Annotated in this window: 23 protein-coding genes; 15 read left to right on the top strand and 8 right to left on the bottom strand. The window is 66.1% G+C overall.

What is annotated here, in order from left to right; genetic code table 11:
• The 5 genes from ntrB to HPS01S_RS01085 all read left to right on the top strand — a co-directional run bounded on the left by ntrB (position 1) and on the right by HPS01S_RS01085 (position 5,430).
• Positions 1-927 (top strand): nitrate ABC transporter permease, encoded by a 927-nt coding sequence (gene ntrB / locus HPS01S_RS01105; RefSeq protein WP_066149969.1) that lies wholly within the window; start codon positions 1-3, stop codon positions 925-927.
• Positions 924-1,724, top strand: a complete 801-nt coding sequence (locus HPS01S_RS01100; protein ID WP_066149966.1) for an ABC transporter ATP-binding protein — start codon at positions 924-926, stop codon at positions 1,722-1,724. Before ntrB ends, HPS01S_RS01100 begins: the two co-directional genes overlap by 4 nt.
• Positions 1,725-1,928: 204 nt before the next feature.
• Positions 1,929-3,143, top strand: coding sequence for an MFS transporter (locus tag HPS01S_RS01095; protein WP_066149964.1), 1,215 nt, complete (start codon positions 1,929-1,931; stop codon positions 3,141-3,143).
• Between the two features lie 78 nt (positions 3,144-3,221).
• Entirely contained in the window at positions 3,222-4,490 is a 1,269-nt protein-coding gene (gene serA / locus HPS01S_RS01090; protein WP_066149961.1) for a phosphoglycerate dehydrogenase, read from the top strand.
• A gap of 241 nt (positions 4,491-4,731) precedes the next feature.
• Positions 4,732-5,430: a succinate dehydrogenase iron-sulfur subunit gene (locus HPS01S_RS01085; protein WP_066149959.1), complete on the top strand. Its 699-nt coding sequence runs from the start codon at positions 4,732-4,734 to the stop codon at positions 5,428-5,430.
• 5 nt (positions 5,431-5,435) lie between these two features.
• Here the strand turns inward: HPS01S_RS01085 and HPS01S_RS01080 are convergent, their stop codons facing one another.
• Both HPS01S_RS01080 and HPS01S_RS21925 read right to left on the bottom strand, forming a co-directional pair.
• A complete protein-coding gene (locus HPS01S_RS01080; protein ID WP_255284124.1) occupies positions 5,436-6,353 on the bottom strand; it encodes a 3-hydroxyacyl-CoA dehydrogenase NAD-binding domain-containing protein in 918 nt (305 codons plus the stop codon).
• A gap of 83 nt (positions 6,354-6,436) precedes the next feature.
• On the bottom strand, positions 6,437-7,486 hold the full coding sequence (locus HPS01S_RS21925; protein ID WP_066149953.1) for an acyltransferase family protein: 1,050 nt from the start codon (positions 7,484-7,486) through the stop codon (positions 6,437-6,439).
• 300 nt (positions 7,487-7,786) lie between these two features.
• Here HPS01S_RS21925 and HPS01S_RS01070 point away from each other — a divergent pair, with 300 nt between their 5' ends.
• The 3 genes from HPS01S_RS01070 (at position 7,787) to argG (ending at position 11,207) form a co-directional block, all read left to right on the top strand.
• Entirely contained in the window at positions 7,787-9,445 is a 1,659-nt protein-coding gene (locus HPS01S_RS01070) for an NHL domain-containing protein (protein ID WP_066149951.1), read from the top strand.
• Positions 9,446-9,521: 76 nt separating this feature from the next.
• Entirely contained in the window at positions 9,522-9,839 is a 318-nt protein-coding gene (gene ppnP / locus HPS01S_RS01065; protein WP_066149948.1) for a pyrimidine/purine nucleoside phosphorylase, read from the top strand.
• Positions 9,840-9,869: 30 nt separating this feature from the next.
• Entirely contained in the window at positions 9,870-11,207 is a 1,338-nt protein-coding gene (argG, locus tag HPS01S_RS01060) for an argininosuccinate synthase (protein WP_066149945.1), read from the top strand.
• Between the two features lie 141 nt (positions 11,208-11,348).
• On the opposite strand, the gene murB is transcribed toward argG, so the two are convergent.
• On the bottom strand, positions 11,349-12,413 hold the full coding sequence (gene murB, locus HPS01S_RS01055) for a UDP-N-acetylmuramate dehydrogenase (protein ID WP_066149942.1): 1,065 nt from the start codon (positions 12,411-12,413) through the stop codon (positions 11,349-11,351).
• Positions 12,414-12,452: 39 nt separating this feature from the next.
• Between murB and HPS01S_RS01050 the strand changes: the two genes are divergently transcribed.
• From HPS01S_RS01050 to HPS01S_RS01040, 3 genes are read left to right on the top strand one after another with little or no spacing between them, the layout of a single operon-like run.
• Positions 12,453-12,944, top strand: coding sequence for a YajQ family cyclic di-GMP-binding protein (locus HPS01S_RS01050; RefSeq protein ID WP_066149938.1), 492 nt, complete (start codon positions 12,453-12,455; stop codon positions 12,942-12,944).
• Between the two features lie 22 nt (positions 12,945-12,966).
• A complete protein-coding gene (locus HPS01S_RS01045) occupies positions 12,967-13,566 on the top strand; it encodes a hypothetical protein (RefSeq protein WP_157576024.1) in 600 nt (199 codons plus the stop codon).
• Positions 13,567-13,586: 20 nt separating this feature from the next.
• Positions 13,587-14,255 carry a retropepsin-like aspartic protease family protein gene (locus HPS01S_RS01040; RefSeq protein WP_066149932.1) on the top strand — a complete coding sequence of 223 codons (669 nt, stop codon included), beginning with the start codon at positions 13,587-13,589 and terminating at the stop codon, positions 14,253-14,255.
• On the opposite strand, the gene HPS01S_RS01035 is transcribed toward HPS01S_RS01040, so the two are convergent.
• The 5 genes from HPS01S_RS01035 to HPS01S_RS01015 are packed head-to-tail and all read right to left on the bottom strand — an operon-like array spanning position 14,252 to position 18,627.
• The gene (locus HPS01S_RS01035; protein WP_066149929.1) at positions 14,252-14,620 is read right to left on the bottom strand and encodes a RidA family protein; all 369 of its coding nucleotides are present in this window, start codon (positions 14,618-14,620) and stop codon (positions 14,252-14,254) included. The genes HPS01S_RS01040 and HPS01S_RS01035 overlap by 4 nt on opposite strands.
• Positions 14,617-15,246 carry a glycerol-3-phosphate 1-O-acyltransferase PlsY gene (plsY, locus tag HPS01S_RS01030; RefSeq protein WP_066149927.1) on the bottom strand — a complete coding sequence of 210 codons (630 nt, stop codon included), beginning with the start codon at positions 15,244-15,246 and terminating at the stop codon, positions 14,617-14,619. The genes HPS01S_RS01035 and plsY overlap by 4 nt, the downstream gene beginning before the upstream one ends.
• A gap of 43 nt (positions 15,247-15,289) precedes the next feature.
• Positions 15,290-15,781, bottom strand: a complete 492-nt coding sequence (locus tag HPS01S_RS01025) for an aminoacyl-tRNA deacylase (protein WP_066149923.1) — start codon at positions 15,779-15,781, stop codon at positions 15,290-15,292.
• A complete protein-coding gene (locus HPS01S_RS01020) occupies positions 15,781-16,824 on the bottom strand; it encodes an aldo/keto reductase (RefSeq protein WP_066149920.1) in 1,044 nt (347 codons plus the stop codon). The genes HPS01S_RS01025 and HPS01S_RS01020 overlap by 1 nt, the downstream gene beginning before the upstream one ends.
• 54 nt (positions 16,825-16,878) lie before the next feature.
• Entirely contained in the window at positions 16,879-18,627 is a 1,749-nt protein-coding gene (locus tag HPS01S_RS01015; protein WP_066149917.1) for an acetate--CoA ligase, read from the bottom strand.
• 35 nt (positions 18,628-18,662) lie between these two features.
• On the opposite strand from HPS01S_RS01015, the gene HPS01S_RS01010 reads away from it, so the two are divergent.
• The 4 genes from HPS01S_RS01010 to pepN all read left to right on the top strand — a co-directional run bounded on the left by HPS01S_RS01010 (position 18,663) and on the right by pepN (position 24,087).
• Positions 18,663-19,580, top strand: a complete 918-nt coding sequence (locus HPS01S_RS01010) for an alpha/beta fold hydrolase (RefSeq protein ID WP_066149914.1) — start codon at positions 18,663-18,665, stop codon at positions 19,578-19,580.
• A 54-nt stretch (positions 19,581-19,634) separates the two neighbouring features.
• Positions 19,635-20,739 (top strand): peptide chain release factor 2 gene (prfB, locus tag HPS01S_RS21690; RefSeq protein ID WP_157576022.1). Its coding sequence is split into 2 segments (ribosomal slippage): positions 19,635-19,715 and positions 19,717-20,739, totalling 1,104 coding nucleotides; the frame shifts between segments, so codons are not numbered across the junction.
• Complete coding sequence (locus tag HPS01S_RS01000; protein ID WP_066149911.1) at positions 20,739-21,401, top strand: HAD family hydrolase; 663 nt, start codon at positions 20,739-20,741, stop codon at positions 21,399-21,401. The genes prfB and HPS01S_RS01000 overlap by 1 nt, the downstream gene beginning before the upstream one ends.
• Positions 21,388-24,087 (top strand): aminopeptidase N, encoded by a 2,700-nt coding sequence (gene pepN / locus HPS01S_RS00995; protein WP_066149908.1) that lies wholly within the window; start codon positions 21,388-21,390, stop codon positions 24,085-24,087. The genes HPS01S_RS01000 and pepN overlap by 14 nt, the downstream gene beginning before the upstream one ends.
• Positions 24,088-24,098 lie beyond the last annotated feature (11 nt).

Genomic DNA, 24,098 nt, shown 5'->3' with positions numbered 1-24,098 from the left:
ATGGTCGCCGCCGTTTTTCACATGCCGCTGGAGGCCTCGGCCCCGCCCGCCGCCAGCCCCACCACCTCGCCCATCGCCAAAGCCATGACCGCCTCGCAAGCCAGGCCCGCCGCAGCGCCCCCTGCTCCGAAAAAGCCTGCGATCGATCTGCGCAGCTTCTGGATGGCCGTGCTGCCGCCGGTGCTGGGCCTGGCGGTGCTCGTGCTGGTCTGGCAGGCCATCGCGTCCACCTCCAACAGCGGCATACCCAAACCGGCCGAGACCTGGGCGCAGGCGGTGCAGGTGTTCTCCGACCCGTTCTACAGCAACGGCCCGAACGACCAGGGCGTGGGCTGGAACGTGCTGGCCTCGTTGCAGCGCGTGGCCATCGGCTTCGGCATGGCGGCGCTGGTGGGCATCCCCGCGGGCTTTGCCATCGGCCGCTCGGTCTTCCTCTCGCGCATGTTCAACCCGCTCATCAGCCTCCTGCGCCCGGTCTCGCCGCTGGCCTGGCTGCCCATCGGTCTGCTGGTGTTCAAGGGCGCCAACCCGGCCGCCATCTGGACCATCTTCATCTGCTCGATCTGGCCCATGGTCATCAACACCGCGGTGGGCGTGCAGCGCGTGCCGCAGGACTACATGAACGTGGCCCGCGTGCTCAACCTCAGCGAGTGGAAGATCTTCACCAAGATCCTGTTCCCCGCCGTGCTGCCCTACCTGCTGACCGGCGTGCGCCTGGCGGTGGGCACCGCCTGGCTGGTGATCGTGGCGGCCGAGATGCTGACCGGCGGCGTGGGCATCGGCTTCTGGGTCTGGGACGAGTGGAACAACCTCAACGTCTCGTCCATCATCATCGCCATCTTCGTGATCGGCATCGTCGGCCTGCTGCTGGAGTTCGCGCTCATCAAGCTGGCCTCTCTCTTCACCTATGAGGAAGTGAAAGCATGAACACGAAGTACATCGACATCCAGGGCGCAGAACAGACCTTCAAGACCAAGAAGGGCCTGTTCCCCGCGCTCAAGGACATCAACCTCTCCGTCGCCAAAGGCGAGTTCGTCGCGCTGATCGGCCACTCGGGCTGCGGCAAGTCCACGCTGCTGAACCTGATCGCCGGACTGACCACGCCCACCAGTGGCGTGCTGCTGTGCGCCGACAAGGAAATCGCAGGCCCCGGCCCCGAGCGCGCCGTGGTGTTCCAGAACCATTCGCTGCTGCCCTGGCTGACCTGCTACGAGAACATCTTCCTGGCTGTGGAGCGGGTGTTCGGCCGCACCGAAACCCGCATCCAGCTGAAGGTGCGCACCGATGCGGCGCTGGAACTGGTGGGCCTGAAGGCCGCCGCGCAGAAGCGCCCCGGCGAAATCTCGGGCGGCATGAAGCAGCGCGTGGGCATTGCCCGTGCGCTGTCGATGGAGCCCAAGGTGCTGCTGATGGACGAGCCCTTCGGCGCGCTGGACGCGCTCACCCGCGCCAAGCTGCAGGACGAGCTGCTGGAGATCGTCGGCAAAACCCACGCCACCGTGGTCATGGTCACGCACGACGTGGACGAGGCGGTGCTGCTCTCCGACAAGATCGTGATGATGACCAACGGGCCGGCCGCCACCATCGGCGAAGTGCTCGCGGTCGACCTGCCGCGCCCGCGCCACCGCGTCGCCCTCGCCGACGATCCGCAGTACCAGCAGCACCGCAAGGCCGTGATCGACTTCCTCTACACGCGCCAGGCGCACGTCGAGAAGGCAGCCTGAGCGCACGCACCCCAAGCTGGTGCATCCCGCCCGTGATTCGACGGGCACGAAGCTTGCAAGAAATCGGGCGAAGGCTGACGAAGGCCTTCCCTCTCTGCGCCACACCGCGTTCGCGGTGAACAGGCGCCTCCGCGACCGCAGCGCCCGCCCGGGTGGCCTGCGGCCGTGGTGCATCCACCCCGCCCCACTCCACAGACCACGACCATGGCCGGATTCCGCTCGTTCCTCCAAAGTGGCCACACGCCCACGCTGTTCGCCGCCTTCTTCTACCTGATGTTCTCCTTCGTCATCTGGGTGATGAACGGCGCCATGGCCCCCTTCATCAGCGAGGAGTTCAACCTCACGCCGGCGCAGAAAGGCCTGCTGCTGTCCATCCCCATCGTGGCCGGCGCGATCATGCGCTTCCCCCTGGGTCTGCTGGCGCAGTACGTGGGCCGCAAGACCGCCACCCTGGTCGAGCTGAGCCTGATCACGCTGACCATGGCCTTCGGTTACTTCTTCGTGCACAGCTACGACGACCTGCTCAAGCTCGCCCTGCTGCTGGGCGTGGCGGGCGCCAGCTTCGGCGTCGCGATGTCGCTGGGTTCGGGCTGGTACCCACCCAAGTACAAGGGACTGGCCATGGGCCTGGTGGGCGCGGGCAATGTGGGCACCGCCGTGGCGGCCCTGCTCGCACCGCCGCTGGCGCAGAAGTTCGGCTGGCAGACCGTGTACGGCTTCGCCGCCCTCGCCTCCTTCGTGCCCATGCTGGTGGTGCTGTTCATGGCCAAGGAGCCGCCCGACCGCGACGAACACGCCCACCTCAAGGACCACCTGGCCTGCCTGCTGGAAAAGGACGGCTGGGTGTTCAGCCTGATCTACGTCGTCACCTTCGGCGGCTTCATCGGCATCACCACCTTCCTGCCCACCTACTACCACGACCAGTTCGGCGTGAGCAAGGTGCAGGCCGGCCAGCTCACCATGCTCGCCGCCTTCATGGGCGCCGCAGTGCGCGTCTTCGGCGGCTGGATTTCGGACCACTGGGGCGGCGTCAACACGCTGACCGTGGTGCTGGTGGTGGTGGCCGCGGCGCTGGTCGGCGTGGGCCTGTCCTCGCAGTCCATCGTGCTCACCACGCTGCTGCTCATCGTGTGTTTTGCTGCGCTGGGCGCGGGCAACGGTGCGTTGTTTCAGCTGGTGCCGCTGCGCTGGCCCACCTCCACCGCCGTGGCCGGCTCCATGATCGGAGAGATCGGCGCCCTCGGCGGTGGCCTGGTGCCCATGCTCATGGGCCAGTCCAAACAGAACACCGACAGCTTCCTCACCGGCTTCATCGTGCTGGCCGTGTTCTCGCTGCTGATGCTGGGTGTGATGCGCAAGATGCAGGTGCGCTGGACGCGGACCTGGGCGGAGAAAGGTGGGCGGGCGCGGACCGCGTGACGGGCCTACCCGCAACCGGCTGAGGGGTATGAGCCGCGAAGAGGGCGCCAGCGAAAGAAGTGACTACATTCATCAGCCATGAACGCAAGCACCACGACGCCCCAGACTCCTCCGCCTCGCCCGAAAACCTCGACCGACAAGAGCAAGATCCGCTTCCTGTTGCTGGAAGGCATTCACCCCTCGGCCGTCGAGGTGCTGCGCGCAGCGGGCTACAGCCAGATCGAGAGCGTTCCGGGCGCCCTGCCCGACGATGAACTCAAGGCCAAGATCGCCGACGTGCACTTCCTGGGCATCCGCTCGCGCACCCAGCTCACCGCCGAGGTGCTGAGCCACACCCACCGCCTGGCCGCCGTGGGCTGCTTCTGCATCGGCACCAACCAGGTGGACCTGGCCGCCGCGCGCGAACGCGGCATCGCGGTGTTCAACGCCCCCTTCTCCAACACCCGTTCGGTGGCCGAACTGGTGCTGGCCGAAGCCATCCTGCTGATGCGCGGCGTCCCCGAAAAGAACGCCGTGGCGCACCGCGGCGGCTGGCTGAAATCGGCCAGCAACTCGTTCGAGATTCGCGGCAAGACACTGGGCATCGTGGGCTATGGCGCCATCGGCACGCAACTCTCGGTGCTGGCCGAAGCGCTGGGCATGCAGGTGGTGTTTTTTGACGTCGCGACCAAGCTGCCACTGGGCAACGCCAGACCGCTCACCAGCCTGGACGAGCTGATGGCCACCGCCGACGTGGTGAGCCTGCACGTGCCCGAAACGCCCGCCACGCAATGGATGATCGGCGCCGCCCAGATCGCGCGCATGAAGCCCAGCGCCGTGCTGATCAACGCCTCGCGCGGCACCGTGGTGCAGGTGGACGCGCTGGCCAGCGCGCTGCAAAACCAGTCCTTGCTCGGAGCCGCCATCGACGTCTTCCCCGAAGAGCCGCACAGCAACAAGGACACGTTCGAATCGCCCCTGCGCGGCCTGGACAACGTGATCCTCACGCCGCACATCGGCGGCTCCACGCTGGAGGCGCAGGAGAACATCGGCATCGAGGTGGCGGAAAAGCTGGTCAAGTACAGCGACAACGGCACCACCACCTCGGCCGTCAACTTTCCCGAGGTGGCCCTGCCCGCGCACCCCGGCAAACACCGCCTGCTGCACATCCATCGCAATGTGCCCGGCGTGCTCTCCGGCATCAACCGCATTTTTTCGGACCACCAGATCAACATCTCGGCGCAGTACCTGCAGACGCGCGACGACGTGGGCTACGTGGTGATGGACATCGACGCTGCGCACTCCGAGCTGGCGCTGGCCGAGCTGGCGCGCGTGCCGGGCACCCTGCGCAGCCGCGTGCTGTTCTGAGGGCTGGCGCCGCACCTGCTGGCCGCCAGCCAGTCGCAGGATGCGCAAGAAGCGTCAGCGCACGGGCAGGCTTGTGCGGACACCATAAAACGGCACAATGCCGTGAAATGGCCAGCGACCTCTCCACTCGGCCAGGCTGCACAGCTCACTCACTCACCATCCATTCGGAAGACCAGATGCGCCACCTGGTGGATCACGCGGACCGCCTCCAGTCCGAGCAGGCTGGCTGAGGGAACGGCTCATGCGGGTCTTCAACATCTACCGCTACGACCCGGACAAGGATGTAGCGCCGCGCATGCAGCGCTACCAGATCGACGTGCACCCGGGCGACCGGATGCTGCTGGATGTCCTGATCCGACTCAAGGCCATGGACCCGACACTGAGCTTCCGCCGGTCCTGCCGCGAGGGTGTCTGTGGTTCAGACGCCATGAACATCAATGGCAAGAACGGGCTGGCCTGCCTCACCAACATGACGACCTTGCCGCAGACCGTGACCCTCAAGCCACTGCCTGGGCTGCCGGTGGTGCGCGACCTGTTCGTCGACATGACCGGATTTTTCAAGCAGTACCACTCGGTCAAGCCGTGGCTCATGACCGAGTCGCCGCCACCAGCCCGGGAGCGACTGCAGTCCAGCCAATCCCGTGAAGAACTCAACGGCCTGTACGAATGCATTCTGTGCGCCTGCTGTTCGAGCGCGTGCCCGAGCTTCTGGTGGAACCCGGACAAGTACGTTGGCCCTGCTGGCCTGCTACAGGCCTACCGATTTCTCGTGGACAGTCGCGATGAGGCCACCGGAGCAAGGCTAGACAACCTGCACGACCCCTATCGCCTGTTCCGCTGTCGGACCATCCTGAACTGCACCGATGTGTGCCCCAAGGGTCTGAACCCGGCACTGGCCATCGGCAAGATCAAGGAAATGATGGTGCGGCGCGCTGCCTGACTCAGTCAGTCAGGCGCAACCCCCAGCACCGCAAACGCCGCCTGCAAGCGCGCCTCGTACCGCTGCCTGAACGCGGCCACCTCGTCGGGCGTCCACTCCTCAAACCCTGCGCCACTCTTCATGCCGGTGCGGCCCTGCTTCACCAGATCGGCCACGCAGGCCGGCGGGGTGCTGATGTTCGACAGGCTGGGGTAGACCGACGCGCCGGAGGCGACGTGTGTGTCCCATCCGGACATTTCTTTCTGCGCCATGGGGCCAAGCGCGGCAAAGCGGAAACCGAAGCCGAAGCGCACCGCGTCGTCGATGTCCTGCGGAGTGACCAGCCCACGATCCACCAGCGAGAGGGCTTCGCGCATCAGCGCGTGCTGCAGACGCGTGATGAGCAGGCCGGGGATGTACTGCCTGATCAGCGTGGTCTTCTTGCCGGTGGCCTGGATGAGGCGGCACACGCCTTCGGCCAGCGGCAGGCTCGTCCTGGAACCCATCGCCACCTCCACCATGGGCACGATGTGCGCGGGCATGGAGTAGTGCACGTTGAGCATGCGATCGGTGGTGCCCAGACCCTCGGTCATCTCGTCGATGCCATAACCCGAACTGTTGCTGCCGATGGGAATGTGCGGCGGCACGCGGTGGTCAAGGTCGGCGAACAGGGCGCGCTTGGCGGCCAGGTCCTCGCTGATGGTTTCGATGACGAGTGCCACATCGTCCCAGTTGTTCCAGGTGAGCACATCAGCGGCCACCAATGAGCCAGGCGGCTGGGCCGCTGGCAGCGTGGCGGCCAGTGCGCCGATGACAGGCAAGCGCGTTTGCAATCGGGCCACATCGCGGCCGAGCAGCACGACTGGGTGGCCAGCGGCGCTGAAGATGGCAGCGATGCCAGCGCCCATGTGGCCGGAGCCGATGATCACGATGGTGTGGTTCACGAGCCGTTCCTTGTCAGGTTTTGTCCGGCACAAACACGGCATTCGGCACGAGGACCGCCTTGGTCATTCTCGACGCCTGGCACTCAGATCGACAGCCAGGTCGCACCGGCAAAAGCCAGCAGAAAGAGCATGGCGAACGCACGGCGAATGCCTCCGGACCAACGGTCCACCCGGTTCTTCAGCAGCCTGTAGAGGCGGATGTCGACCTCCCCCACCAACACGGAAACCAGGAACGTCAGTCCGACGGCGGACCAGAAGAGCGTCATCGGCGCTGCGTCCGTCCACACGGCGTAGAGCGTGCGCACGACCGGCACATGGCACAGGTAGATGGCATAGCTGTAACCCCCCAGGCGGTCTCCGACGGCATCCACCACAGGGTGCGTCCAGGTGGGCACATGGTGCGTCAGGCTGTGCACCAGCAGTGCCGCCCCGACACCCATGCACCATCTCACCTGCATGACCCCGAGCGACGACCCGACGTAGAACAAGGTCACTGCGAGCACGGCCGCCAGCACAGGATGAACCGATCGGTCCCGCCACACCAGGGGAATCAGCATCCCCATCGCAAAGCCGACGTTGACCGTCACGAACGGCAGCAGAAAGGGGTGGTAGACGTTGACCTGCGGGTTGTCCGGTCGAAGGATGTTGTTCAGCAGAATCAGCGCCAGCCATCCCACCAGGAAAGACACCGCGCTGCCTGTCTTCCGGAACCAGATCAGCAAGGCGACAAAGACGTAGAAAGCGATCTCGAAAACCAGCGTCCATTCAACCCCCAGCGGATAGGTCGTCCCTCCGTACGGAAACAGGGACAGCGCACGCCAGTCAAAGGGTGGCTTGATCGGAGACGCCAGGGACGCCAGAAACACCAGCGCCACCACGATGTAGTAAATCGGGTAGATGCGCACCACCCGGTGCATCAGGAAGGTGGGCGCGTCGCTGCGCATCATCAGCATGGCCATCAGGTTGCCGGACAGCGCAAAAAAAAGCGTGACCCCCACGCCGCCAAACCACATGGGCACGAAGCCGACATGCGCGCCCTTTTTCATCATTGTCAGGTACACCGCCGCGTGGTAGAGCACCACCATGGACGCAGCAACGAAGCGCAGCCACTGAAGGCTGACGATCTTGCCCACGGGCTGACTGGGGGACGGAGGGAGGGTCATGGAGGGTCCAGGTGCAGGTCGCGGGATTCTAGAGAACACGGCTTGCACACCCTGAGGGAACCCAGAACGCATACAAAAGTATACTTTCGAATCCAAAAAAACCCGATACTGGGCTCGGATAGTCAGTTCTTTTGTTTCTTCAGGGAGTGATTCGACATGATACGAACGAGCATAGTCAGTGCTCTGTGCGTCTGCGCGCTGCTGAGCGCTTGCGGAGGCGGGAGCGAACAAGACCAACCACAGGCGCAGGAACCACGCAGCGACACGGCGTTGGCAGACACCACAACCGCCGGTCGCCCTGCTGAGGCCCCTGGAGCCACAGCAGCAGACAACGAGGCCTGGGCCGGATCGGCGGCCCTGAATCAGGCCGAGGTCCAGCAGGTTCGAGAGGTAGAAAACATCGAACAAGCCGCGTCGAGCGTCGCCCGAAAAGCGGTGACAGCGCCCGCAGCCCCGATCTACCGCTTCTTCAACAACCAGACAGGCGCCCACCTGCTGACCAAGTCCATCGCAGAACGGGACGCTATCCTCAACACCTTGTCCCAGTTCCGCTACGAGGGCCCGGTCTTTGCCGCCTGGCAGACCACCGATACAGGCCTCGCGCCGGTGTACCGGTTCGCCAACACCCGGAATGGCACACATGTCTTCACCATCAGTGAAACCGAGCGGAACCACATCCTGGCCACCATGCCCTGGATGGCACTGGAGGGCGCCGCCTACTACGCGGCCAGAACCGCGCTGCCCGGCACCACTGCGCTCTACCGCTTCTATCACCTGCAACGCGGTTTCCACTTCTACACCGCCAGCGTCGGCGAACGCGACCACCTGATCGCCAATCTGGCCAGCACTTACCGCTATGAGGGTGTCGCGTACTACGTCAATGCAACCGTGGGTAGCTACAGCAAGGCTCTGGCTTCGTTCGCCGGCAAGGTGAATGCGTACGGAAACGTAAACGCCGCCGGAGAGAGTGCAAGGTTCGGTGGGCTGCGTGGCTTGGTCTTTGATCCGGCGGGGACGTTGTACGCCGTCGACAGCAAACAGACCTCAGCTGACTATCTCGGATACCCCGAGATAAGGAAGGTTTCACCCAACGGAACGGTCAGCAGCTTCGTTGGCTCCTGGAACAGCCCGGTCGCCTACCGAGATGGCGTCGGCAGCGGAGCCGCGCTGTTCGGTATGCAGGCCATCACGTTCGACGCAAATGGAATGGGGTACACCGGCGACAACCACACTGTAAGAACCATCAATCCGACTGGGGTCGTCACCACCATCGCGGGAGATCTCAGGAATTCAGGGTATGTCAATGGACAGGCGCAGGCAGCCCGTTTCCTAGGCATCCGGGGCATCGCACGTGATTCCAGCGGCAACATTTTCGTGAGCGAGTGCTATACCGGTGCCGTCTTCCCCAGCTCGCGGATCAGGAAGGTCACACCGGCCGGCGTTGTCAGCACCTTTGCTGGCGCTCCAACCCAGTACAGCAACTTTGGCTATGCCGACGGTCAGGGAACCGATGCGCGCTTCAGGTGCCCTGGACAGATTGCCGTGGATGCGAGCGACAACCTCTACGTCGCTGACGAGGGAAATCACCGCATCCGAAAAATCACACCGTCGGGCTTGGTGACCACACTCGCAGGACAAGGCGCCTATGGCGTTGTGGACGGCGAGGGTACTGCGGCGCGTTTCGACAACCCTTATGCCCTCACGGTGGACATGGCCACGGGCAACGTGTACACGGCTGACTGGGATGGCTACACCGTCAGGAGAATCACGCCATCCGGTACGGTCACAACCATTGTTGGCTCACCGTACGCGCGTGGTGTGTTTTTCGGCGCCCTACCCGCAGGTCTGGCAGAAGTTGGCGGCCTGGCGATCCGCAATGGTCGTCTCTACATCGCCTCTCTGAACGGCATCTACTGGACCAACCTTTGACACCACCAGTGGTCCACTAAAATCGCGGGTTGCCCGGGCGCCGTTCGGCGCCCGTTTCCTTTTCCGGACCTTCCTCATGACCACCTCGCGCATCGACGGCGTTGCCGTCACCACCCAGGCCAATGTCTACTTCGACGGCAAGTGCGTCAGCCATGGCATCACCTTCCCCGACGGCACCAAAAAGTCGGTCGGCGTGGTGCTGCCCGCCACCCTGACCTTCAACACCGGCGCGCCCGAGATCATGGAATGCGTGGCCGGTGGCTGCGAGTACAAGCTGGCCGGCACCGATGCCTGGATCAAGTCCGGCCCGGGCGACAAGTTCAGCGTGCCCGGCAACAGCAGCTTCGACATCCGCGTGACCGAGGCCTACCACTACATCTGCCACTTCGGCTGATCCGCGGCCGATCCCAAAGAGAGCACACACATGGCCACCATTCTTCAGAACCTGCCCGCCCAGCAGAAAGTCGGCATCGCCTTCTCCGGCGGCCTGGACACCTCCGCCGCCCTGCTGTGGATGAAGCAGAAGGGCGCCCTGCCCTACGCCTACACCGCCAACCTCGGCCAGCCCGACGAGAGCGACTACGAAGAGATCCCGCGCAAGGCCATGGCCTACGGCGCTGAAAAAGCCCGCCTGGTGGACTGCCGCCTGCAGCTGGCGCACGAAGGTATTGCCGCCATCCAATGCGGCGCCTTCCACATCAGCACCGGCGGCATCACCTACTTCAACACCACCCCGCTGGGCCGCGCCGTGACCGGCACCATGCTGGTGGCCGCCATGAAGGAGGACGACGTCCACATCTGGGGCGACGGCAGCACCTTCAAGGGCAACGACATCGAGCGCTTCTACCGCTATGGCCTGCTGACCAACCCGAGCCTGAAGATCTACAAGCCCTGGCTGGACCAGCGCTTCATCGACGAGCTGGGCGGCCGCAAGGAAATGAGCGAGTTCCTGATCGCCAACGGCTTCGACTACAAGATGTCGGTCGAGAAGGCCTACAGCACCGACAGCAACATGCTCGGCGCCACGCACGAGGCCAAGGACCTGGAACACCTCAACAGCGGCATCCGCATCGTCAACCCCATCATGGGCGTGGCGTTCTGGAAGCCCGAAGTCGAAGTCAAGGCCGAGGAAGTCACGATCCGCTTCGAGGAAGGCCAGCCGGTCGCCCTCAACGGCCAGACCTTCGCCTCGCCGGTCGAGCTGTTCCTCAAGGCCAACGAGATCGGTGGCCGCCACGGCCTGGGCATGAGCGACCAGATCGAGAACCGCATCATCGAAGCCAAGAGCCGCGGCATCTACGAAGCCCCGGGCATGGCGCTGCTGCACATCGCCTACGAGCGACTGGTCACCGGCATCCACAACGAAGACACGATCGAGCAGTACCGCATCAACGGTCTCAAGCTCGGCCGCCTGCTCTACCAGGGCCGCTGGTTCGACCCGCAGTCCATCATGCTGCGCGAAACCGCCCAGCGCTGGGTGGCCCGCGCCGTGACCGGCGAAGTGACGCTGGAACTGCGCCGCGGCAACGACTATTCGATCCTCAACACCGAGTCGCCCAACCTGACCTATGCGCCCGAGCGCCTGTCGATGGAGAAGGTGGAGGACGCCCCGTTCAGCCCGCTGGACCGCATCGGCCAGCTGACCATGCGCAACCTCGACATCACCGACACGCGCGCCAAGCTGGGCATCTACGCCCACACCGGCCTGCTGTCGATGGGCGACGGCACGTCGGAGATCTTCAAGCTCGAAGGCGGGAAGTGATCTGACTTCGTGGAGCGGGCGGCGCCGGGGTGCGGCGCTGCGCCGCTCATGTCCCCCGGCGGCCTGTGGCCGCCTCCTCCTTTACTTCGCTTTGCAGCACCCCACCCCGGCACCGCCCTGGGCACGCAAAGATCGAAGACGTCAGATGACGACAGGCTCCGGCTCCAGCCGGATGCCAAAGCGCTCGTAGACACTGGTCTGGATCGCCTTGGCCAGGGTCATCACCTCGCCACCGGTGCAAGGGTGCTCGTCATCCCCCCGGTTGACCAGCACCAGCGCCTGCTTGTCGTACACGCCCGCATGGCCCATGGTCTTGCCCTTCCAGCCGCAGGCGTCGATGAGCCAGCCGGCGGCCAGCTTGATGCTGCCGTCGTCCATCGGGTAGTGCACCACCTTCGGATCGCGCGCGATGATGTCGGCGCACTGCTCGGGCGTCACCGTCGGGTTCTTGAAGAAGCTGCCGGCGTTGCCGATGACGGCCGGGTCGGGCAGTTTGGCGCGGCGGATCGCGACCACCCAGTCGAAGATCTGGCGCGCATCGGGCTGGCGGATGCCCGTCTCGTCCATCTTGCGCTCCAGGTCCAGATAGCCCAGCACCGGTTTCCAGGGCTTGGGCAGCCAGAAGCGCACCCGCGTGATGAGTGCACGACCTTTCAGGCCAAAACTGCGCTCGTCCGAGGGTGCGTGCTTGAACACCGAATCGCGGTAACCGAAACCGCACTGGGCCGCATCCAGCGAAAACATCCGCCCGGTCTCCAGGTCCATCGCGTCCAGCGAGTGGAACCGGTCCTGCAGCTCGACGCCATAGGCGCCAATGTTCTGCACCGGCGCCGCCCCCACCGTGCCCGGGATCAGCGCCATGTTCTCCAGCCCCGGCCAGCCCTGCTCCAGCGTCCAGCGCACGAAGTCGTGCCAGCCCTCTCCGCCGCCGGCCTCCACCAGCCAGCCCTTGTCCGTTTCTTCGACCAGCCGCCGCCCGGCGATCTCCACCTTGAGCACCAGGGCCTTGAGGTCTCCCGTCAGCACCAGGTTGCTCCCGCCGCCCAGCACGAACACCGGGTGTTCCGCCGACGGCTGCCGCCAGTCGGGGCTGGCCATCAGGCCGAGCAGATCATCGACGGAGCGCAGACGAACGAGGCGTTGCGCACGCGCGGCGATGCCGAAGGTGTTCATCGGCTGGAGGGCGACATTGTTCTCGACTAACATCCATGGATTGTCTCATTCACGCATCCGGGAGTACCACTCATGCCCTCTTTCGACACCGTTCTTGAAGCCGATTTCGTGGAAGTGAAAAACGCGGTCGACCAGGTGGCCAAGGAGATCGGCACGCGCTTCGATTTCAAGGGCACCAGCGCCAGCATCGAGCTCAAGGAAAAAGACAAGGAAATCACCCTGTTCGGCGACGCCGACTTCCAGCTCCAGCAGGTCGAGGACATCCTGCGCAACAAGATGACCAAGCGCAACGTCGACGTGCGCTTCCTGGACATCGGCAAGGTCGAGAAGATCGGCGGCGACAAGGTCAAGCAGGTGGTCAAGGTGCGCAATGGCATCGCCAGCGAAGACGCCAAGAAGATCCAGCAGACCATCAAGAACAGCAAGATGAAGGTGCAGGCCGCGATCCAGGGCGACGCGGTGCGCGTGACCGGCGCCAAGCGCGACGACCTGCAGGCGGCGATGGCCCTGATCCGCAGCGAACTCAAGGAACTGCCGCTGGGCTTCAACAACTTCCGCGACTGAGCGACACCGGCTCCCTCGCCTCATGCGCAGCCCCTTCTGTCCTGTCCCGGCGCTGGTCCTGGCAATACCGCTGATGCTCGGCGGGCCGGCTCTCGCCGCTGTCTTCAAGTGCAAGGCCCCGGATGGCGCCACCATCTTCCAGGACAGCGAATGTGGTCCCGGAAGCCAGCCGCTGCAGGCGCCGAAAGCTGGCAACAGCCCCCCGGTCGATCTGACCCAGCCTCTGGACAAACGATTCAAGACACCCGAAGAAAGGGACCGGCTGATGGCGGCCCTCAAGATCGCAGGGCTTGATCTGGGCATGCGCAAAGGCATCGAGTTCTGCAAGACCCACGCGGCCGCGCATGTGGCCGGCATCGAGCAGGTCTACAACGAGTGGCGCCAGCAGCACGCGGTGGCGATCGGCACCGCCGACCGGCTGATCGAGAAGTACACCACCACGCGCGAGCGTGCCGATGGTGTCAGCGACATCGTCGCCCTGCTGGAGCAGTCCCTTCAAACGCGGGCCGGCAACGATGCGGCGCGCAACACGGACAACTGCAAGAGCGCGCCGGTCAAGCTGCGCTCCTTCCTGGACAACCGCCACACCGATATCTATTCGGCGGTCGGCAGCGGCCGCTGACACTCACCACGTGGGGATGCATGTCGACGAAGCCCGTCTTTCACGCCGTGTCGACCGCCCTGCTCCTGGCCCTGCTCGCGGGTCAGGCGGCCGCCCAGACCTCACCACAGGTGGCACTGTCCGGCGTGTCTGGGCAGAAGGCCTTGCTCGTGGTCGACGGCGCTGCACCAAAGTTCCTGGTCGCCGGACAGACACACCAGGGAGTGAAGCTCCTGTCGGTGGATGGTGACTCGGCCACCGTGGACATCCAGGGCCAGCGACACGTGTTGCAGGTGGGCGCGGCGCCGGTGAGCGTCGGCAACGGGCGTTCGGACGGGGGAGGACAGCGCATCGTGCTGACCGCCGACCCCAGCGGCCACTTCCTGCCCGATGGCCAGATCAACGGCAAGTCGGTGAAGTTTCTGGTGGACACCGGCGCCACCACCGTCGCCCTCGGGGCGGCCGAAGCCCGGCGCATCAACCTGAAGTACGACCACGGGCGCCGCATCCAGATGAGCACCGCCAATGGCCTGTCCACTGGCTACCTGATCCGTCTGGCGTCGGTGCGGGTGGGCGATGTCGTGGCCTACGACGTGGACGCCGTGGTCTCGCCACAGCCCATGCCCTTCGTGCTGCTGGGCAACAGCTTCCTCAACCGCTTCCAGATGCAGAAGAACAACGACCAGCTGACGCTGGAGAAACGTTTCTAGACCTGCGCCGCGGTCACGACGATCTCGATCTTCCAGGCCGGATCGGCCAGCGCGGCCTGCACCGTCGCCCGCGGCGGCGCGGTGCCCGGCACCACCCAGGCGTCCCAGACCTCGTTCATGGCCCCGATCTCGCGGATGTCGGTCAGGTAGATCTGCGTGCGCAGGATGCGCGACTTGTCGCTGCCCGCGTCCTTCAGCCGTTGCTCGACCTGGGCCAGCACGTCGGCGGTCTGGCTGCGGATGTCGGTGGCCTCGCATTCCGGCACCATACCGGCGAGGTAGACCACGCCGTTGAACACGGCGGCTTCGCTGTAGCGCGCGGCCATGCCGTGGCGCTGAATCTCTCGGGTGGTGTCGTGGCTCATGACTTCTTCGCTCCCAGCTTGCTTTCCTTGCCTGCGAGCAGGCGGTTGATGTTTTCCGCATGCCGCCAGATCAGCAGCAGGGCCATGAGCGCCAGCGCCAGCACCTGGGTCGACGGTGCGGTCCAGGCCACGTGGTTGCCGAACAGGAAGAACGTGGGCGCGAAGATGGCCGTGACCATGGACGCCAGCGACGAATAGCGGAACGCGTAGGCCACGATCACCCAGGTCAGCAGCGAGGCCAGCCCCAGCCAGGGGTTGAAGCCGATGATCACGCCCGCCGCGGTGGCCACGCCCTTGCCGCCCTCGAATCGGAAAAACACCGGCCAGAGGTGACCCAGGAAGGCCGCCAGCCCGACCAGGGCCACCGAGCCATCGCCCAGGCCCCAGGCCTCGCCCCACCATTTCACGGCCACCACCGGCACCCAGCCCTTGAGCGCGTCCAGCAGCAGCGTGAGGATGGCCGCCTTCTTGCTGCCCGAGCGCAGCACGTTGGTGGCGCCCGGGTTCTTGCTGCCGTAGGTGCGGGGGTCCTGCAGCCCCATGAGGCGGCTGACGACCACGGCAAACGACAGCGATCCGATCAGGTAGGCCACGACGGTGGCGATGGCGGGGGTCAGGAATTCCACGTTCGACGTCCTTGTTGACGCCGCACGGCGGCGGCGCGGGCAACTATTCTGCCAGCGCGCACTGCACCGGCTTCGCGCCCAGCGGCCCCACGAGCACGGCGGGATCGATGCCGACCAGAAAGCCGCGGCGCCCGCCGTTGATCCAGATCTTTGGCAATTCGAGCACGGTCGACTCCACGTAGACCGGCATCTCGCGCTTCAGGCCGAACGGCGAGGTGCCGCCCACCAGATAGCCGCTGTGGCGGTTGGCCACCTCGGGCTTGCAGGGCTCGACCGACTTGGCGCCGATCTGCCGGGCGAGGTTCTTGGTGGAGACGGTGCGGTTGCCATGCATCAGGATGGCCAGCGGCTTCGCCGTCTCGTCCTGCATGATCAGCGTCTTGACCACCGCGAACGGGTCGAAGCCCAGCACCGCCGCGCTGTGCTGAGCACCACCGTGCTCCAGGTACTCGTAGGGGTGCTCGGTGTACACCACACCGTGCGCCTTGAGCCAGGCAGTGGCGGGTGTTTCACTGACGTGGGGCTTCTTCGCCATCACTGGGCCGGGTCGCGCAGCTCCCAGCGGATCGTGTCGATGGCCTTGAGCAGTTCGGGCGACAGCGTGGTGCCCCACGCGTCCAGGCACTGCTCCAGTTGTGTCACCGAGGTCACGCCGATGATGGTGCTGGCCACCTTGGGGTGGTGGTAGCAGAAGGCCAGCGCCAGCTGGGCCGGCGTCAGGCCGTGTTCACGCGCCAGCGCGTTGTAGCGTTTCGCGGCGGCCAACGCCTCAGGCCTGCCCCAACGCTGCGCCTTCATGCTGTCGAACAGGGCCATGCGGCCGTGGTTGCCGACCAGCCCGGTTTCGTCGTACTTGCCGGTCAGCAGGCCGAAGCCCAGCGGCGAGTAGGCCAGCAGCGACACCCCCAGGCGGTGGCAGGTTTCGTCCAGGCCGTTTTCGTAGGCGCGGTTGATCAGGCAGTACGGGTTCTGCACCGTGGCCACGCGCGGCAGGCCCATCTGCTCGGCGATGCGCACGAACTCGTGCACGCCGTAGGGCGACTCGTTGGACAGGCCGATGGCGCGCACCTTGCCGGCCTTGACCAGCTCGGCCATGGCTTCGAGCTGCACCTCGATGGACGGCATGGGCCGGTCCTTGGCCGGATCGAAGTAGATCGCGCCAAACGCCGGCACGTTGCGCGCTGGCCAATGGATCTGGTAGAGGTCGATGACGTCCGTCTGCAGGCGCTTGAGGCTGCCTTCGCAGGCTTCGATGATCCCGGCCTTGCTGACTTCGCCGCGAATCCAGGGCATCCCGCGCGCCGGGCCGGCGACCTTGGTCGCCAGCACCACCTTCTGCCGCGCGCCGGGGTTCTTGGCGAACCAGTTCCCGATGATGGTTTCGGTGGAGCCGCAGGTCTCGGCCCTGGCCGGCACCGAGTACATCTCGGCGGCGTCGATGAAGTTGACACCGCGCGCCAGCGAGCGGTCGAGGATGGCGTGGGCGTCGGCCTCGTTCACCTGCTCGCCAAAGGTCATGGTGCCCAGGCAGATGGGGGTGACGGACAGGCCACTCTGGCCGAGGGTGACGTGATTCATGGGTGGTTCTGGAAAGGGTGGAAACGCGAGACAGCCGGCGAGTTTAGAAGCGAATCAAAGCCCACGCTGTCCTGCGCGTTCCCGCGCCCGCTCCTCCTCCTTCAGGCGCAGCACGCGCCGCTGCACCTTGCCGGTGGTGGTCATGGGCAGGGCGTCGACGAACTCGATCTCCTTGGGGTACTCATAGGGCGCGAGCTTGCCCTTGACGTGGGCCTGAAGGCTGGCGACCAGCGCCTCGTCGCCGGTGGTGCCCGGGGTCAGCACCACATAGGCCTTGACCACCGCGCCGCGTTCGGGGTCGGGCTTGGGCACCACCGCGGCGTTGGCCACCGCAGGGTGCTTGACCAGGCAGTTCTCGATCTCGCTGGGCCCGATGCGGTAGCCGGCGGCCTTGAACACGTCGTCGCTGCGGCCTTGGTACCAGAGGTATCCGTCGGCGTCGCGCACCGCGAGGTCGCCGGTGCGGCACCAGCTTTCCGCCATGTCACCGGTGAACTTGGCTTTTGTGGCGGCCTCGTTCTTCCAGTAGCCCAGGAAGAAGATCGGGTCCGGGTCGCCGTGGATGTCGAGCCGGTGCACCGCCACATCGCCCGGCACGCCGACCGGGCACTCGTGGCCTTCCTCGTCGATCACCGCCACGCGGTGACCCGGGTAGCCCTTGCCCATGCTGCCCGGCTTCGCGGGGTACAGCCGCGCGCAGTTGCCGACGATGTAGTTGATCTCGGTCTGACCGAACATCTCGTTGACGGTCACACCCAGCTGCTCGCGGCAGTAGGCGAACACCGCGTCGCCCACCGCCTCGCCCGCACTCATGATGGCTTCGAGCTTCAGCGTGAACTGTTCGCGCGGCGTCGGGAAGGCTTTCATCATGGCCTTGAGCGCGGTGGGGAACAGGAAGGTGTGGGTGACGCCGTGGCGCTGCATCAGCTCGAACGCGGTCTGTGGCGCGAAGCGGCCGTTGAAGCCAACGATGGGGCGGCCGAAATACAGCGTGGGCAGCAGCGCGTCCATCAGGCCACCGGTCCAGGCCCAGTCGGCCGGCGACCAGAACACCGCTTGCGAGGTTGCCGACGCGTCGAACGGGTCAAAACCGAACCAGTTCTGGCTGCAGACGAACCCGGTGAGGTTGCCGATCAGCGCGCGGTGCGGAATCAGCGCGCCCTTGGGATTGCCGGTGGTACCGCTGGTGTAGATCAGCACGGCCGCCTCGTCCGCCAGCGTGTTCACCACCTTGAACTTGGCCGGCTCCTGCGCCAGCACCGCCGACCAGTCCAGCACACCCGGCGCCGCGGCGTCCACCGCGATCATGTGGCCGAGCAGCGGGCACTGCGCCGCCACCGCTTGCAGCGCCGGCAGGGTGCTGGCGTCGCAGATGGCCACCACCGCCTCGCTGTCGTGCAGACGGAACTCCAGTGCCTCGGGCCCGAACAGCTGCGACAGCGGCATGCCGACCGCGCCCATCTGCAGCACCGCCATGTAGGCCACGGCGGTCTCGAAGCGTTGCGGCAGCACGATGGCCACGCGGTCGCCGCGCCGCACGCCCAGCGCTGCGAGCGCGTTCGACAGCCGGTTGGCCTGCGCCTGCAGCTCGGCATAGCCGTGGTAACGGTCCTCACGGTCGGGCGAACAGGCGATGACCGCCGTCTGCGAGGCCGTGGCCGGGTCGGCCGCCCAGCGGCGCGAACAGACCTCGGCCATGTTGAAGTGCCTCGGCACCTTCCAGCCGAAACGCCGGTGCAGATCGGCGTAGCCATCGGCCTGCGGGCGGGGTTTGTGGGTGTCGCTGTGTTGACGCTGGCGCATCGCGTGTCTCCGTCTCGTTCCTTATGATGGATCGAATGTATCAAGCCCTGAACGCCTCCCGCAGCCGCTTCGTGCCCGTGCGCCACCTGTCCTACCACGTGCGCGAATGGGGCACACCGGTGGCCGGTGAACCGCCGCTGGTGCTGGTGCATGGCTGGATGGACGTCGCGGCCTCGTGGCAGTTCATGGTGGACGCGCTGCGCACACCTCGCTGGATCGTGGCGCCCGACTGGCGCGGCTACGGACTCACGAAATCGGGCATCGGCGACGGACCGCCCGCCGACAACTTCTGGTTCCCCGACTACCTGGCCGACCTGGACTTCCTGCTCGACGCGCTCGCGCCCGGCGAGGCGGTCGACCTGGTGGGCCACAGCATGGGCGGCAACGTCGCCATGATGTACGCGGGCGTGCGGCCCGAGCGCATCCGGCGCCTGGTCAACCTCGAAGGCTTCGGCATGCCCGAAACCCGCCCCGCCCAGGCCCCTGGCCGCTACGCCCAGTGGATCGACGAGCTCAAGGCGCTGCACCGCGGCGAGATGGACCTCAAGGCCTACGACAGCGCCGAGGGCGTGGCTCGCCGGTTGATGAAGACCAACCCGCGCCTGACGCAAGACAAGGCGGACTGGCTGGCCCGCCAGTGGGCCGCACCGGACGCCCAGGGCCGCTGGACGATCCTGGGTGACGCGGCGCACAAGGTGGTCAACGCCCACCTCTACCAGGTGCCCGAGGCACTGGCCCTGTACGAGCGCATCAGCGCGCCGGTGCTCTCGGTGACGGCCAGCGACGACAGCCTGGGCCAGTGGTGGAAGGGCCGGTTCACGCTGGAGCAGTACCGCGAACGCCTGCGCCACGTGCCCCAGCTCACCGAGGCGCACATCGACGACGCCGGCCACATGCTGCACCACGACCAGCCGGAAGAACTGGCACAGCTGATCGAAAACTTCCTGGCGTGAGAAAATCGCGGGTTTCGCGGGTCCGCCCCGCGCCACCGACAGCGAGAACACACCATGGAAGCCGAACGCATCAACGCCATCCGCAATCAACTGGCCGACCTCAGCGCACGCGTGGTCGAGCTCCGGAGGTATCTTTGACTACGATGCCAAGGCATTGAAGTTATCGGAGGTCACCAGCGCGCTGGAAGACCCCACCGTCTGGGACAACCCCAAACGCGCCCAGGAGCTGGGCAAGGAAAAAAAATCGCTGGAAGACGTGGTGGTCGTGCTTGACCGCCTCTCCAACGAGCTGGCCGACAACAGCGAACTGTTCGAGATGTCCGAGGCCGAGGGTGACGACACCGGGCTGGAGACCATCGAAGGCGAGGCGAAGAACGTGCAGGCCGAGGTCGAGAAGCTCGAGTTCCGCCGCATGTTCAACAACCCGGCCGACCCGCTGAACTGCTTTGTGGACATCCAGGCCGGCGCGGGCGGCACCGAAGCCTGCGACTGGGCCAGCATGCTGCTGCGCCAGTACCTCAAGTACGCCGAACGCAAGGGCTTCAAGGCCACGGTCGAGGACGAGACCCCGGGCGACACCGCCGGCATCAAGAGCGCCACCATCAAGGTCGAGGGCGAGTACGCCTACGGCCTGCTGCGCACCGAGACCGGCGTGCACCGCCTGGTGCGCAAGAGCCCGTTCGACAGCTCGGGCGGCCGCCACACCTCGTTCGCCTCGCTGTTCGTCTACCCCGAGATCGACGACTCGATCCAGATCGACATCAACCCCGCCGACGTGCGGGTGGACACCTTCCGCGCCTCCGGCGCCGGCGGCCAGCACATCAACAAGACCGACTCGGCCGTGCGCCTGACGCACATTCCGACCGGCATCGTGGTGCAGTGCCAGGACGGCCGCAGCCAGCACAGCAACCGCGACGTCGCCTGGCAGCGCCTGCGCTCGCGCCTGTACGACCACGAGATGCGCAAGCGCCAGGAAGAGCAGCAGAAGCTGGAAGACACCAAGACCGACGTGGGCTGGGGCCACCAGATCCGCAGCTACGTGCTGGACAACAGCCGCATCAAGGACCTGCGCACCAACGTAGAAATCTCGGCCACGCAGAAGGTGCTCGACGGCGACCTGGACCCGTTCATCGAAGCCTCGCTCAAGCAGGGCGTGTGATGGTCGGCGCGCTGATCTTCGACATGGACGGCACGATGATCGATTCGATGCCGTGGCACCAGAAGAGCTGGGTCGCGTTCTGCGAACGCCGCGGCCTGGACATCGACGTGCCCGACCTGATGCGCCGCACCACCGGCCGCACCGGCATCGAATGCATGGTCGAGCTGTTCGGCGGCCTGCCGCCCGAACAGGCGCAGGCCTATGTCGACGAGAAAGAAGGCATCTACCGCGAGCTGTTCGCCCCCGTGTTCGCCGAGATCGCCGGCTTCAAGGCCTTCCTCGGCCAGGCGCAGTCGCGCGGTCTGGCGGTGGGTGTGGGAACGGCCGGCGACCGCCACAACCAGGCCTTCGCCTACCGTCACCTGTCGCTGGGCCAGACCCTGCCCACCGTGGGCGGCGACGAAGGCCTGCCCGGCAAGCCCGAGCCCGCGATCTTCCTGGAGGTGGCGCGCCGGCTCGGCGTGCAGCCCGAACACTGCATCGTCTTTGAAGATGCACCACTGGGCATCGAGGCCGCGCGCCGCGCCGGCATGCGCGCCGTGGGCATCTGCAGCTCGCACGCCGCCGAAGAACTCGTCGGGCCCCATGTGCTGGCCCGTGTTCCCGACTACCAGACCCTGATCCACAACCGTTTTCTGGAGACCGTCCATGCAACTGCGTGAGGCCACCGGCCCTGCGATGGTGATCCGTCGCGAAGACTACACCCCGCCCCCGTTCTGGATCGACCGCATCGAGCTCAGCTTCGACCTCGACCCGGTCAAGACCCGTGTGCTCAACAAGATGGTCCTGCGCCGCAACACCGAGGTGCCGGCGCAACCCCTGCGCCTGGATGGCGAGGACCTGAACCTCGCCCGTGTGGTGCTCAATGGCGGCGGCTGCTCGTTCAAGATGGACGGCGACGCCCTGGTGCTGGGCAGCCTGCCCGAAGGGCCGGAGCCCTTTGAGCTGGAGATTTTCACCACCTGCTCGCCCGAGAAGAACACCCAGCTCTCGGGCCTGTACTTGAGCCAGGGCGACTTCTTCACCCAGTGTGAGGCCGAGGGCTTCCGCCGCATCACCTATTTCCTGGACCGTCCCGACGTGATGGCCAGCTACACCGTGACGCTGCGCGCCGACAAGGACAAGTACCCGGTGCTGCTGTCCAACGGCAACCTGGTCGAGCAGGGCGAGCTGCCCGACAACCGCCATTTTGCGAAGTGGGTCGACCCGCACCGCAAGCCGTCCTACCTGTTCGCCCTGGTGGCCGGCCGCCTGATCTCGCGCGAGCAGCGCATCGTCACCCGCGCCGGCAAGGAACACCTGCTGCAGGTCTACGTGCGCCCCGGCGACATGGACAAGACCGAGCACGCCATGAACTCGCTGATCTCCAGCGTGATCTGGGACGAGGCCCGCTTCGGCCTGCCGCTGGACCTGGAGCGCTTCATGATCGTCGCCACCAGCGACTTCAACATGGGCGCGATGGAGAACAAGGGCCTGAACATCTTCAACACGAAGTACGTCCTGGCCAACAGCGCCACCGCCACCGACACCGACTTCGCCAACATCGAGTCGGTGGTCGGCCACGAGTACTTCCACAACTGGACCGGCAACCGCATCACCTGCCGCGACTGGTTCCAGCTCTCGCTCAAGGAAGGCCTGACCGTCTTCCGCGACCAGGAGTTCAGCATGGATCTGTGCGCCGAGCCTTCGGCGCGCGCGGTCAAGCGCATCGAGGACGTGCGCGTGCTGCGCACCATGCAGTTCCCCGAGGACGCCGGTCCGATGGCCCACCCGGTGCGGCCCGACCAGTACGTGGAGATCAACAACTTCTACACCGTCACGGTCTATGAAAAAGGCGCCGAGGTCGTGCGCATGATGCAGACCCTGGTGGGGCGCGACGGCTTCCGCAAGGGCATGGACCTGTACTTCCAGCGCCACGACGGCCAGGCCGTCACCTGCGACGACTTCGCGCAGGCCATCGCCGACGCCAACCCCGACAGCGAACTGGCGCGCCAGCTCGTGCCGTTCAAGCGCTGGTACAGCCAGTCGGGCACGCCGCGGCTGCAGGCCAGCGGCCACTACGACGCAGCCGAGCGCCGCTACACCCTCACGCTCAGCCAGAGCTGCCCGGCCACGCCGGGCCAGAGCGAGAAGCAACCCTTCGTGATCCCGGTCGCGCTCGGCCTGATCGACGCCCAGGGCCAGGATCTGGCGCTGCGGCTGCAAGGCGAATCGCAGGCCAGCCGCGGCACCCGCCTGCTGGTGCTGACGCAGGCCAGCGAAAGCTTTGTCTTCGAGGACATCGACGCCGAGCCGGTGCCGTCCCTGCTGCGCGGCTTCTCGGCCCCGGTGATCGTTGACAACGGCCTGACCGACGACCAGCTGCTGCACCTGCTGGCCCACGACAGCGACGCCTTCAACCGTTGGGAAGCGGGCCAGCAACTGGCCCTGCGCCGCGCGGTGCAGGCCGTGCGCGCCGAGGGTCCGGTGGGCGCTGCGCCGCTGGACGAAGCCTTCATCGGCGCGATGCGCGCCGTGCTGCGCCACCCGGTGCTGGACGCCGCGCTCAAGGAGCTCGTGCTGACCCTGCCGGCAGAAACCTACATCGCCGAGCAGCTCGACGTGGTCGATCCGCAGCGCATCCACGCGGTGCGCGAAACCATGCGCGAACAGCTGGCCCAAGCGCTGCAGGCCGACTGGGCCTGGGCCTATGAACAACACAAGGACAACGGCGCCTACCGGCCCGACCCACTCAGCAGCGGCCGCCGCGCCTTGGCAGGCATGGCGCTGACCATGCTCTGCATCGCAGCGCGCGAGACCAGCGACACCGTCTGGCCCGGCAAGGCTTACCAGCGCTTCAAGGACGCGGGCAACATGACCGACCGCTTCAACGCGCTGTCGGCCCTGGTGGTCAGCGGTCAGCCGCTGGCGCAGGAGGCGCTGGCGCGCTTCCACACGAAGTTCAAGGACGAGGCCCTGGTGATCGACAAATGGTTCGCGCTGCAGGCCGGTGCGCCCGACCGCGGCGGCAACGTGCTGCCCGCTGTGCGCCAGCTGATGAACCACCCCGATTTCAACCTGAAGAACCCCAACCGCGCGCGCAGCGTGATCTTCAGCTTCTGCTCCGCCAACCCGGCCGGCTTCCACCGCAGCGACGCGGCGGGCTACGTGTTCTGGAGCGAGCGCGTGCTCGAACTCGACGCCATCAACCCGCAGGTCGCCGCCCGCCTGGCGCGCGCGCTGGACCGCTGGAAGAAGCTGGCCGAGCCCTACCGCAGCGCCGCCCGCGAGGCCATCGCCCGCGTCGCGGCCAAGAGTGACCTGAGCGCCGACGTGCGCGAAGTCGTCACCCGCGCCCTGGCCGAATAAAAGACATCTGG

Origin of the sequence: Hydrogenophaga pseudoflava NBRC 102511, from assembly GCF_001592285.1 — a bacterium.
In the GTDB taxonomy this organism is placed as follows: Bacteria; Pseudomonadota; Gammaproteobacteria; order Burkholderiales; family Burkholderiaceae_C; genus Hydrogenophaga; species Hydrogenophaga pseudoflava.
The sequence above is the reverse complement of the archived record's forward strand: the minus strand, read 5'-3'. Positions and strand labels throughout refer to the sequence as shown.

Coding starts and splice junctions, on each gene's coding strand:
- ntrB (WP_066149969.1), top strand. CDS start 1: ATGGTCGCCGCCGTTTTTCACATGCCGCTGGAGGCCTCGGCCCCGCCC.
- HPS01S_RS01100 (WP_066149966.1), top strand. CDS start 924: ATGAACACGAAGTACATCGACATCCAGGGCGCAGAACAGACCTTCAAG.
- HPS01S_RS01095 (WP_066149964.1), top strand. CDS start 1,929: ATGGCCGGATTCCGCTCGTTCCTCCAAAGTGGCCACACGCCCACGCTG.
- serA (WP_066149961.1), top strand. CDS start 3,222: ATGAACGCAAGCACCACGACGCCCCAGACTCCTCCGCCTCGCCCGAAA.
- HPS01S_RS01085 (WP_066149959.1), top strand. CDS start 4,732: ATGCGGGTCTTCAACATCTACCGCTACGACCCGGACAAGGATGTAGCG.
- ppnP (WP_066149948.1), top strand. CDS start 9,522: ATGACCACCTCGCGCATCGACGGCGTTGCCGTCACCACCCAGGCCAAT.
- argG (WP_066149945.1), top strand. CDS start 9,870: ATGGCCACCATTCTTCAGAACCTGCCCGCCCAGCAGAAAGTCGGCATC.
- murB (WP_066149942.1), bottom strand. CDS start 12,413: ATGTTAGTCGAGAACAATGTCGCCCTCCAGCCGATGAACACCTTCGGC.
- HPS01S_RS01050 (WP_066149938.1), top strand. CDS start 12,453: ATGCCCTCTTTCGACACCGTTCTTGAAGCCGATTTCGTGGAAGTGAAA.
- HPS01S_RS01045 (WP_157576024.1), top strand. CDS start 12,967: ATGCGCAGCCCCTTCTGTCCTGTCCCGGCGCTGGTCCTGGCAATACCG.
- HPS01S_RS01040 (WP_066149932.1), top strand. CDS start 13,587: ATGTCGACGAAGCCCGTCTTTCACGCCGTGTCGACCGCCCTGCTCCTG.
- HPS01S_RS01035 (WP_066149929.1), bottom strand. CDS start 14,620: ATGAGCCACGACACCACCCGAGAGATTCAGCGCCACGGCATGGCCGCG.
- HPS01S_RS01025 (WP_066149923.1), bottom strand. CDS start 15,781: ATGGCGAAGAAGCCCCACGTCAGTGAAACACCCGCCACTGCCTGGCTC.
- HPS01S_RS01020 (WP_066149920.1), bottom strand. CDS start 16,824: ATGAATCACGTCACCCTCGGCCAGAGTGGCCTGTCCGTCACCCCCATC.
- HPS01S_RS01015 (WP_066149917.1), bottom strand. CDS start 18,627: ATGCGCCAGCGTCAACACAGCGACACCCACAAACCCCGCCCGCAGGCC.
- HPS01S_RS01010 (WP_066149914.1), top strand. CDS start 18,663: ATGTATCAAGCCCTGAACGCCTCCCGCAGCCGCTTCGTGCCCGTGCGC.
- HPS01S_RS01000 (WP_066149911.1), top strand. CDS start 20,739: ATGGTCGGCGCGCTGATCTTCGACATGGACGGCACGATGATCGATTCG.
- pepN (WP_066149908.1), top strand. CDS start 21,388: ATGCAACTGCGTGAGGCCACCGGCCCTGCGATGGTGATCCGTCGCGAA.